Annotated in this window: 9 protein-coding genes; 3 read left to right on the forward strand and 6 right to left on the reverse strand. The window is 63.1% G+C overall.

The features are described from left to right. Positions 1–673: 673 nt before the first annotated feature. From VKI00_RS22065 to VKI00_RS22075, 3 genes are all read right to left on the reverse strand, one after another. Positions 674–2,341: an HAD hydrolase family protein gene (locus VKI00_RS22065; RefSeq protein ID WP_324441228.1), complete on the reverse strand. Its 1,668-nt coding sequence runs from the start codon at positions 2,339–2,341 to the stop codon at positions 674–676. A gap of 9 nt (positions 2,342–2,350) precedes the next feature. Then, the gene (locus tag VKI00_RS22070; RefSeq protein ID WP_324441230.1) at positions 2,351–3,139 is read right to left on the reverse strand and encodes a hypothetical protein; all 789 of its coding nucleotides are present in this window, start codon (positions 3,137–3,139) and stop codon (positions 2,351–2,353) included. 279 nt (positions 3,140–3,418) lie between these two features. Further along, on the reverse strand, positions 3,419–3,640 hold the full coding sequence (locus tag VKI00_RS22075; RefSeq protein WP_324441232.1) for a hypothetical protein: 222 nt from the start codon (positions 3,638–3,640) through the stop codon (positions 3,419–3,421). Between the two features lie 124 nt (positions 3,641–3,764). On the opposite strand from VKI00_RS22075, the gene VKI00_RS22080 reads away from it, so the two are divergent. Continuing rightward, entirely contained in the window at positions 3,765–4,880 is a 1,116-nt protein-coding gene (locus VKI00_RS22080; protein ID WP_324441234.1) for a hypothetical protein, read from the forward strand. A 141-nt stretch (positions 4,881–5,021) separates the two neighbouring features. Here VKI00_RS22080 and VKI00_RS22085 read toward each other — a convergent pair whose 3' ends face one another. Beyond that, the gene (locus VKI00_RS22085) at positions 5,022–7,112 is read right to left on the reverse strand and encodes an adenosylcobalamin-dependent ribonucleoside-diphosphate reductase (protein ID WP_324441236.1); all 2,091 of its coding nucleotides are present in this window, start codon (positions 7,110–7,112) and stop codon (positions 5,022–5,024) included. Positions 7,113–7,131: 19 nt separating this feature from the next. After that, a complete protein-coding gene (locus VKI00_RS22090; RefSeq protein WP_324441238.1) occupies positions 7,132–7,398 on the reverse strand; it encodes a DUF1918 domain-containing protein in 267 nt (88 codons plus the stop codon). A 690-nt stretch (positions 7,399–8,088) separates the two neighbouring features. Here VKI00_RS22090 and VKI00_RS22095 point away from each other — a divergent pair. Together VKI00_RS22095 and VKI00_RS22100 are read left to right on the forward strand one after the other, a co-directional pair. Continuing rightward, positions 8,089–8,523 carry a CBS domain-containing protein gene (locus VKI00_RS22095; protein WP_324441240.1) on the forward strand — a complete coding sequence of 145 codons (435 nt, stop codon included), beginning with the start codon at positions 8,089–8,091 and terminating at the stop codon, positions 8,521–8,523. A 406-nt stretch (positions 8,524–8,929) separates the two neighbouring features. Further along, positions 8,930–9,928, forward strand: coding sequence for a GNAT family N-acetyltransferase (locus VKI00_RS22100; RefSeq protein ID WP_324441242.1), 999 nt, complete (start codon positions 8,930–8,932; stop codon positions 9,926–9,928). A gap of 13 nt (positions 9,929–9,941) precedes the next feature. Here the strand turns inward: VKI00_RS22100 and VKI00_RS22105 are convergent. After that, positions 9,942–10,499, reverse strand: a 558-nt coding sequence (locus VKI00_RS22105) for an alpha/beta hydrolase (protein ID WP_324441244.1), incomplete at its 5' end; no start/stop codon positions are given.

Consider the following 10,499-nt stretch of genomic DNA (forward strand, 5'->3'; position numbering starts at 1 on the left):
TCAACCACCGCCGCCTCTACGAGTACTGCGGCGACGTCCCACCTGTCGAACTGGAGACTGCCTATTACGCTCAACACCGGAGACCAGCCGCCGGCTGAGTTCTCAGATCAGAAAGTCTCCGGACTCACCGGGGCGGTTCAGCCCGAAGGCCGCATCCCCGTCTTGTGACGGTGGGTCAAACCGGTTCTCAACGAACCGCGAACGGCGGGACTTCGGGCAGATCACCGGATTTCCCGGCAATCTCAACAATGTCTGCGATATGGGCCCGTGGCGAAGGGCCGAAAGTCCCCAGACCGCCAACAAAAGTCACTGCCAATCCCCGCAGGTCTTTCGACCATGCCCTCGATGGGCGAACACTTATCGTGCAGGGATCGCATACACCTGTTGGCCACAGGTAAGGAGTCGACATGGCTAACAACCGTTATCTCGAAGTCATCAAGCACCTACTCAGCGCCGAGACGTATTTTCGCCGGCGCGAGGAAGATAAGGAGCCTGAACGCGAACGCCCACCTCCGAGGAAGAGGCGAACTGAGGACCGAGAACCTGACGTACCTCAGTGTGGTCATTCGGCGGGCCAAACCACAACTGTATGGGCTGCGCTCAGGTGAATCACCCCTGCACGGCACAAAGACCCACCTAACCATCGGCGTAAGCCGCTGTGATTATGACCTTCTCAATTTTTGTCTTGGGTATCGAGATACCTTTCCTCCACAGCCTGGATTAGCCGGTGGCGTATTCGTTCTAGGTCCGAGGCTTGATGCGCCAGCAACTCGTCCTCCCATGCCGCCACGTGCGCGGCGAAGTCCTTGTCGGCGATGGTGCCATCCAGCCAGCGGGAGAAATCACCCCGTTCGAGGTGGTAGCGAAGCGATTCTGGGTCCAAATGCTTTATCGCGCTACGGAAGTCGTGCATCGTCGCGGCTGGAGCGATGTACTGGCCGTCTACCGGCTGAAAGTAGAACTGCCGCTGACGGGGCAACGACACGTCGGCGTATTTGTGCCGGTGACGTACGTGTGTGGTCCGGCGATCAGCGAGGGTGAGCGGACGAGCAGGCCCGGAACCAAGACGTAACGTGTCCCGCGGGAGCGTCTTAGAAGGGACTCCCCCAGGGGTTTCATCGTGCGCGAGCTCGAGCACTACGTCAGTACTGTCGATCTCGTGGGCCGGTAGCGATGCCGGTGCGAACGTCGACATTACGTAGCCCTCTCGCCGTAGCCATCGGGCTGCCTGCTTGTTGCCGAGTAGATGCGCCTCGTCGTAGATCACCCAGTGTGGGAACCCATGGCGTTCGCGATGCGCTTCCACCGTCGAGCGCAATCGATGCAGGTAGTCAAGTTTGTCGCGCTCGGCGAGCACCGACACATCCAACACAATGCTGCTGTCTGGATGTAGCAGCGTATTGACCAATTCTGTCGGCTCAGGAAGGTAGTGGCGGGCATCGACAACATGCACCTGGCTCAGATCCTGCAATTCGGTGTGGTCGCCTTCAGGGTCTATGACCAGAATGCAGTAGCCAGCCAAGATCCATCGCTCTGCGATCAGCCCAACCAGGTAACTCTTACCCGACCCGGCAGGGCCGGTGACCAGGATCCTGGCCTGACTGCCTGGTATTCGCGCCGGCGTGCCGTCGTCGAAGGTGCCGATCTCGATCCACCGCCGTGGAGGACACAAGCGTTGTGCCCCCGTCAGATAGGGCCCGGTCAGCAGGCTGGCAACACCAGCCCCGTCTTCTGCCTCCAGGACCAGATCGGCGTGTTCTCTAACGGAAGGTACAGCGTTGGCCACAGCGGCACCGATTTCAGCCATCCCGAACAACGACAGGTCGTTCTCGGCGTCGCCGACCGCGATGGCGTTGTGCGGCGAGACATCCAGCTCCCTGAGCATCCAACGCAGCCCCGTGCCTTTCGTCACTCCTGCGGGCAGCACCATCAACGAAGCCCGGTTGCGCACCATCTGGCAGTCAAGGCCCAGCTCGCTGATCACTTCCAGCACGGTTGCCGCATGCTCACCATCAACGGCCACCAGCACCTCTCCGCGTCGGTGCGGCACGCCCCGATCGGTGAGCACGTCGTCGAATGCGGCATCCACGGGCGTCGATAGTGCACGAGCCGTTCCATCGACAACTGCGACCGCCCCGTTTTCGAGCACCAACGCGTCGACGTGGTCGGCAATCTGGGGAAACTCGGCGTGCAACTCCGATGCGATCCGGCCGGAGACAAGGATGACCACTACTCCGTTTCGTCGAACCTCGTCGATGGCATCCAAGGCCTCGGCGGAGAGCTCGCCTCGCGACGTGAGCGTGCCATCAAGGTCAAGCGCTACCACCTTGAAGAAGGCCATACTGGCTTCCTAATCTATTGCGCGACGCTTAGCGGTCGGACGCTCCGGGATGGTGAGATGTCCTGCCACCGATACCGGTCCATCGATCACTCGACCTTGCTCATCGTGCAGCGTCGGGCTGGCATCGCTGTCGCTGGCGCCGACATCCGGGAAACCATCGCTCGCCTCATCGAGCAACGCGATCACCTCGTCGTCGGACGTCTTGCGGAACCTGTGGTAGCCCTGGGCGACCGCGGCGTAAAAATAGAACGCGGGTGTTTCCAGGCACACCACTTCATTGGCGCACGAGCGCAGTATGTCAACGGCATCTGGAGAGCCCACCGGCGCGGCGATCACAATCCGGTCGGCCCCCTGCGCACGAACCGCCTGGCACGCCGCCTTGGCCGTCGCCCCGGTGACAAACCCATCGTCAACGATCAGCGCCAGCCGCCCGGCGACCGGAACACGTTCGCGCCCACGACGATAAAGGTGGACTTGCCACCGTAGCCGGGCAAGTTCTACGTCTTCTACGTCGGCGATCTCTGCATCGGTCAGCCCGGTCTGTTCCAGCACTGCATCGTTGATCACCCGCGCCCCACCCTCAGCGATGGCACCGAAGGCCAATTCGGACTGGAACGGCACCACGAGCTTGCGCACCACAAGCACGTCAAGCGGCGCTCGCAGCGCCTTGGCGACCTCGAAGCCTACTGGCACCCCGCCGCGTGGCAGGGCCAATACAACGACATCCTGGCCGCGGAATGACTCCAGACATTGGGCCAATCGACGTCCAGCATCCGCACGATCATGGACCAATTGCATGTCATCGAGTCTGTGGCGATACGCCGGCGCGCTGAAGGGTCCTATGGCCACTCCCGCCGGGGACTAACGCCTCTGAGCTGACATATACCGCGACCACTTCCGGGTTAGTCGCTGCTTCCGGCCAGCTTCCGGTCGGCTGTTTTCGCATAGAGATGTTTGTAGCCAGGTCATTCGGCGTCCGGCTCGCCTGAGATACGCAGGACGGCGTCTCGGGCAGCACGTTGCAGCTCTATTGCCGCAGCAGCCCAGTCTGTGCCGAAGGCTGGACCGGCTCGCCGATCACGATGCCGACCGCGCCTCGTCGCGGAAAGTCGAGCACACTGCGTCGAGCCAGCTCGAGTGGTTGGCAACGACAATGGAGGTTCCTGGCGGGATGCGTTGGCGGCCAAGCACACTGACCGCAGTCCCAGTAAGACCGGCCAGCAGCCGGACGGTGCCCTGGGCCACCCGCCAGCGCCATTGCGACCGCGGAAGCACTGCCAGCAAGACCACCAACGCCAACGCAAGGAGACCAAAGACCTCTACTTGGTGGCTAATGGCTCTCCCGGCGCGCTTCTCGCACTTAATACCGTTGCGAGAAGCCAGCCACATACCCAGACAAGCCAGAGGAGAAAGCGGGGACGACATGCGATCACAACACCTCCGATCGCTGGTCAACGCGCAAGGTCAGTTCGCCTCAGTCTTTTTCGACGACTCGCACGACACTCGAGATGCTGTCGAGCAACTCGAAGCCAAATGGCGCGACCTCAGCAAACATCTCAAGGCACAGGGAGCGGACGCTGAAGTCATTGGCAGGCTTGAAGATGCCGTCCTACACCATCGACCGGCTGTGGGCCGGCGCGGCCGCGCGCTGATCGCAACCGGCGAGCAGCTGCTTGTCGACGAATACCTGATCAGCCCACCGGCAGCCCCGATCACCCGCTGGTCGGATTACCCCTACATCGTGCCGTTGATTGAACTCGAGATGTGGCGACCCACATATGTATTCGCTGCGGTGAACCACGCGGGTGCGGACGTGATGCTGTATCAGGACGACACCGTCAGGTCCATGAGCGTCGACGGTGGTGGCTATCCGGTGCACAAGCCGGTCACCGCCGGCTGGAGCGGCTACGGCGACTTGCAGCACACCACCGACGAAGCCGTCCGGATGAACGTCCGCGCGGTCGCCGACTACCTCACGCGGCTGGTGGATGAAACGGACCCTGAGGTGGTGTTCGTGTGCGGCGAGCTGCGTTCCCGCACAGACTTGGTTTCCGCGTTGCCGGAGCGCGTGGCGCACCGTGTCTCGCAATTGCACGCCGGAGCACGCAAAAGCAGTCTCGATGAGGACGAGATCCGGGATCTAACGGCCGCAGAGTTCGCTCGGCGCCGGTGCGTCGAGAACGCAGACATCGCGGAACGGTTCCAAGCGGAAATCGGCCGCGGGTCGGGGCTGGCAACCGAAGGGTTGGGCCCGGTATGTGCGGCGCTGCGTGACGGCGATGTCGACACACTGGTCGTCGGTGAGCTCGGCGATGCCACGGTGGTTACCGGCAAGGCCCGCAGTACCGTCGCGCCAGATCCTGATGTGCTATCCGAGCTCGGGGAACCGGTGGAACGCGTTGTACGCGCGGATGAGGCATTGCCATTCGCCGCTATTGCGATTGGCGCCGCATTGGTTCGGGCCGACAACCGGATAGCACCCGCCGACGGGATCGGCGCATTGCTGCGCTACGCCGCGGCCAGCGGGTTCACCGGCTAGACAAAACATCAACGGGTTCCATCGCATAACAAGCCGATCGGTCGTGAACAATTTGCGGCGGACGATACGGCGCTCAGCGGGATCGAACGAAACATGGCTCAAGAGTGCGGGTCTGCGTGTGCGCGCTGCTAGGAAATGTCGTCAGAATTCGCAGGATCGCCCAGCGCAGCCGCCGCTGAACTCGGTGTCGGCCTGGGCCAGTACCGGTTGTGGCGCGGCGTAGGTCAATACCTGGCCGCCGCGGCTACCGTACCGATAAACCGTGATTCCCTTGACTTTTGCTTTCCAGGCGGCCAGGTAGATCGAGCGGACGTCATCGACAGTTGCGGTCGCGGGCAAGTTGATCGTCTTGGAAACGGCGGCGTCGACGTGACGCTGCGCGGCGGCTTGTACGCGCAGATGCCACGCCGGGGCAATCTCACCTGCGGTCGGGAACGCCGACCGTACCTCGGCCGGCAGCTGCGGATAGCCGCGCACTCCCCCGCGCTGTGCGATCTCGGCAATCAGCTCGTCGCTGTATAAGCCTCGGTCGCGGGCCAGCCGGTCAAAGCACTGGTTGACCTCCAGCAGGTACCTGCCGACGATAGCGCGCGTGAAGGCAATGGCGAACATCGGCTCGATCCCGGCGGTGGTGCCGGCGATCAGCGAGATGGTACCGGTCGGAGCGACGGAGGTGACCTGTGCGTTTCGCTGCGGCCCTGAACGCGCCAACCTGCTGTCGGCGAAAGCGGGGAACGAGCCCCGGTCGTCTGCCAGCCGCCTCGACGCCGTGTGTGCCTCCTGCTGAATGTGACGCATAACCTGGCCGGTCAACCGCACGGCATCCTCGCTGTCGTACGGGATGCCCAGTGTGGCAAGTAGTTCGGCCAAACCCATCACACCCAGCCCGATCTTGCGGGTCGCCCGGGTGGCCTCATCCAGCTGGGGGAATGGGTAGCGGCTGACATCGATGACGTCGTCGAGGAACCGCACCGCCAGCCCCGCCACCACGGCCAGCCGGTCCCAGTTGACGCCACCATCAGCAACCATCCGGGCTAGGTTGATCGAGCCGAGGTTGCATGACTCGTAGGGCAGCAGCGGAACCTCCCCGCACGGATTGGTCGCCTCAATTCGGCCATGTCCCGGCACTGGGTTGGCCCGGTTGATCGTGTCGAGAAACACAAGCCCGGGATCGCCGCATGCGTGCGCAGCTTCGCAGATGGCGCCGAACAGCTCGGCGGCAGGTATCCGCGCGACGGTCTTACCGGTTCGCGGGTTGACTAGTCGGTGTGTGCCGTTGCGTTCGACAGCGCGCAGGAACGCGTGGGTGACTCCGACCGACAGGTTGAAATGCGAAAGTTCGCTGCCTCTTTCGGCTTTGATGGTGACGAAGTCATAGATATCCGGGTGTGACGCGTCGAGCACCGCCATGCATGCGCCGCGGCGACGACCGCCAATCGAAACCACGTCCGCCGCGGTGTCATACAGCCGAAGAAACGAATTCGGTCCGCTCGCGGTGCCGGCCGTAACGGACACTCGATCCCCGGCGGGTCGCAGGTGGCTGAAGGTGTAACCAACGCCCCCGCCAGTGCGTTGGATCTCGGCAGCATGTCCAAGGGTCGTGAAGATCGAGTGCAGCGAATCCGCCACGGGCAAAACGAAACATCCGGCGAGCAATCCGACGTCGGTGCCCGCGTTCATCAGCGTGGGCGAGTTCGGCAGGAACTCAAGGTTGCGCAACAGTGCCGAGAAGCGTTCGGCCCACCGCGCCGACGTGCCGCGCCGGTACCCGTCCTCCGCGCCCGCGACAAAGCGCGCCGCCCGGTCCATCATCTCGCCGGTCGACTCGGTCGGCCGACCCTGCTCGTCACACAGCAGATAGCGTTTCCGCAGCACCACCACGGCGGACAGGCCCAGCTTTAGCTCGTCGCGTACCCCGAGCAGAGCTTTTGCCATGCGCAGCTCGTTGCGCCGCTGCCGGTAGACGATATAGGCGCGGGCGACATCGTCCAGGCCGGCTTCACCGAGCCGCGCCTCCACAAAATCCTGAATCCGTTCGATGGACGCAATTGCGGGCCCCAGCGTGTCGGCAACCGCCCTAGCCAGCGCAGCCGGCATGTCGGGGTCGTCATAACCCACCTCGCGGCTGGCGCGCGCGATCGCTGCCTCAATCCGTCTGACATCGAAGGAAGTGAACGTCCCATCGCGGCGCCGAACCTGCGCCGGCCACCCGGGCGTCGACGCCGATTTCATCGCCTTATCCGAAAGCGTCCTACCTGCTCTGATCATGGAAGATGGCCGACTGGACGGCGCCGAACCGATGTTGCGCATGCTCGTCGGCGTCCGCTTGCTCCGCAGCCGTGACTATGACCGCGTCGGCACCCGGAAAAACGGTCGCCTGGTGGTCGGTTGCAAGCCATCGCACCACATACGGTGGTGTGCCATCTTCTGAGTGAACCTCGGTGATCAGCCCCCGTTGGTCTGGCTGATCGATTGTGGTGCCCTTGATCACCAGCCAGTCACCGACCTTTGCCTTCATCCGCTTTTCCTTTCTTGGGAGTTCAATCGTGCACACGTGGGGCACGTCGGCGGGAGGGGTATCACGTCACCAACGTGGATGGCCAAAGGTCCCTCGCCGCATCGGTTAGCAGCCCAAGACGGACACGTCTTTGGGCTCGGCCGCGCCACGAGTGATCGCCAACGCGGCGCTGCCGTCGACGCTGCAGCGTGTTCCCGGGTCGGCGGACAGGATTCGAACCGCCGTGTCTTTTTCGATGAGCCGGATGTAGTACAACGCCGCGTGTAACGCGCTGATGCGTTCAATGCAAGCCCGGATGACCCCTGATCGAAAAACAGGTAGCTGAAACAGATCCCCGCGTCATGGGCCGCCACCCCAAGCGCGCATGCCATCAGGCGCAGTTCGAGTTGTCGCAGTCTCGGCGCCAGCGCACCGGGGCGTCTGCATTCTCCTTTTTGAATACTGGTGTCGGACAGCGGCTTTCACGACAACCGAGATCATTCGCCAATGGGCACCGTCGATGCTGCATCCGCCGATGGCTATCGGGATCGGAGTAGTGCGTGTCGGAGCGTGTGCAGATCAACGGCGGACATGCACCACTGCCGCGTCCCAAGTTGTTCTCACGAAGGGCCCAATGGCCCTACAGGTTCCCGGCCTATCACCCTAGGTTCCGACTATCGGCCAATAGATCCAGAAGTTAGGGAGAAAGTTATGACCACTGCGCGTGAAATCATGCATGCCAGAGCCACCTGTGTCGGCGAGCACGAAACACTGACCGCCGCAGCCGAGCAAATGCGTGATCTCGGTGTCGGCGCCCTGCCGATCTGCGGCGACGATGACCGACTGCACGGAATGATCACCGACCGCGACATCGTCATCAAGTGCATCGCGTCCGGGCGCGACCCGAATGCCGTTACCGCAGGTGAGCTGGCCCAGGGCAACACCTATCGTGTCGACGCTGGGGCCAGTATTGAAGAGATGCTCAACGTCATGGAGGAACATCAGATTCGCCGGCTACCGGTCATCGACAACCACCGCTTGGTGGGAATCGTCAGCGAAGCCGATATCGCACGCCATCTTCCCGAACATGCGATCGCCCAGTTCGTGAAGGCCATTTGCTCGCAGACGGCCATCACCAGCCACTGAGTTATCCGCCATACCGTCGTCAATCGCAGGCCGTCGATCAGGCATGGCGCAATGGTCTGGTCTTCGTCGTACCTACCGGTTCCGATGGACACCGCACTCGCCGATTGTCACGTCCGCGCACAGCGGTATGTCGACACAGGGATAAAGCGGCGCGGCCATAGCGATGACACCCGATGCGGCCGAGGAGAAGTGCAGCGGATTTGCGGATGATCAGCAACTTTCGAGATGCGTCTTTCGTCGCCGAGCCGTGCACGATCTGCGCGGCGGTGTATTTCGCGCAGACACCGTCGTTGGATGGAACGATTCTGGCTCATCGAATTGCAAAGTCGATGGCTACTCGTCGGCGCGCGCGTCCTGCCCCGCGGATACCAGTGCCACGGCGCGGTGGCCAGCTGAATGCGTCGACATGGCCGGAGTAAAGGTCGCAGCTGGCAAGGAATTGGGCTCGCTCGAGTTCTTTGCCGGTATCCCCGCCGGCGACCTCGTGGTACTTGCGGCCAAGCTTCAGCCGCTGCACGCGGTCGCCGGTGAGGTGTTGATGCGGCAGGGCCAGGAGGCAGTGTCGTTTGCGATCATCGCGTCGGGCCGAGTTGAGATCAAACACGTCGGACCGGACGGACAGGTTCTCCTGGCGGAGTTGCCGGCGGGGCTGATCGTCGGGGAAATCGGTTTGCTGCGACATAGGCTCAGGACCGCGACCGTGACGGCGAAAGATGACGTACGCGGCTATCTCGGCTACCACGACGCTTTCGAATGCATGCTCGCCATGCCAATCCTTGCCGAGCGGATGGTCCGCACAGCCCGGCAGCGATTGGCCGCACTTATCACCCCGATCCCGGTCACGGCCAAAGACGGCACCGAACTGTTCCTACGTCCTGTGCTGCCCGGCGACGCCGAGCGCTTCGTCGAGGGTAGTGCGGCGTTCTCGCGGGAAACCTTGTACCGGCGTTTCTTATCCGGCGGCGCTCCCACGAAGGCGCAACTGGCCTACCTATTCGAGGTCGACTACGTCGACCACTTCGTGTGGGTGGTGACCGATGGTCTCGACGGGCCCATCGCCGGCGATGCCCGCTTCATCCGCGACACAGATAACCCTGCCTCAGCCGAGATCGCGCTCACCGTCGCAGACGCCTATCAGGGCCGCGGCATCGGCACGTTGCTGCTGGGTGCGCTCGCGGTTACGGCCTGCGTCGATGACATCAAGCAGTTCCATGCCCTATTGCTGGCCGACAACGGAGCCGCCCGCGCGTTGGGAGATAAATTCAACGCCCGGTGGGAACCCGAAGAGCCCGCGGTTGTCACCACCACAATGGCGATCCCCCGCCTCGAGGACTCGCCCATCCAACTGCAGGCATACAGGCAGATCCACCATGTGGCACGCCAGCTCATCCACGCACTCGACTAGAGCGCCATCGCTTTCACGCGGATTTGGCTGCGCCCGGTGTGCTCAGATGATCGATGAACCAATCGCGGGCCAGCGCCGCAACTTGCTCGAGCGTGCCTGGCTCCTCGAAGAGATGCGTAGCACCCGGGACCACGAGAACCTTGCTCTCGCCGGGCATCATCGCCCGGGCTCGTCGATTCAGTTCCAGCACCAAATCATCGCGTCCACCCACGATCAGCAGCGTCGGCGCATGCACCTTGGTCAGCGACTCGCCAGCCAAATCGGGCCGGCCACCGCGAGACACCACCGCTGCCACCTTCACGCCGGGGTCGGCGGCGGCCACCAGCGCCGCGCCTGCCCCGGTGCTGGCGCCGAAATAGCCCATCGGCAGCGCCGCGGTATCGGGTTGGCCTGCCAGCCAGCCCGAGACATCAACGAGCCGCCGGGCCAGCAGCTCAATGTCAAAGACGTTGGCGCGGTTGCGTTCCTCGTCGGGGGTGAGCAAGTCGAGCAGCAGCGTGGCAACGCCCGCTTGGTTCAACACATCGGCGACATAGCGGTTGCGTGGGCTGTGGCGGCTGCTCCCGCTGCC

Source organism: Mycobacterium sp., assembly GCF_035314665.1.
Classification (GTDB): Bacteria; Actinomycetota; Actinomycetes; order Mycobacteriales; family Mycobacteriaceae; genus Mycobacterium.

What these genes read in the sequence shown, in the direction of transcription:
- VKI00_RS22065 (WP_324441228.1), bottom strand. Translation starts at nt 2,341, where the DNA reads ATGGCCTTCTTCAAGGTGGTAGCGCTTGACCTTGATGGCACGCTCACG.
- VKI00_RS22070 (WP_324441230.1), bottom strand. Translation starts at nt 3,139, where the DNA reads ATGCAATTGGTCCATGATCGTGCGGATGCTGGACGTCGATTGGCCCAA.
- VKI00_RS22080 (WP_324441234.1), top strand. Translation starts at nt 3,765, where the DNA reads ATGCGATCACAACACCTCCGATCGCTGGTCAACGCGCAAGGTCAGTTC.
- VKI00_RS22085 (WP_324441236.1), bottom strand. Translation starts at nt 7,112, where the DNA reads ATGAAATCGGCGTCGACGCCCGGGTGGCCGGCGCAGGTTCGGCGCCGC.
- VKI00_RS22090 (WP_324441238.1), bottom strand. Translation starts at nt 7,398, where the DNA reads ATGAAGGCAAAGGTCGGTGACTGGCTGGTGATCAAGGGCACCACAATC.
- VKI00_RS22095 (WP_324441240.1), top strand. Translation starts at nt 8,089, where the DNA reads ATGACCACTGCGCGTGAAATCATGCATGCCAGAGCCACCTGTGTCGGC.
- VKI00_RS22100 (WP_324441242.1), top strand. Translation starts at nt 8,930, where the DNA reads ATGGCCGGAGTAAAGGTCGCAGCTGGCAAGGAATTGGGCTCGCTCGAG.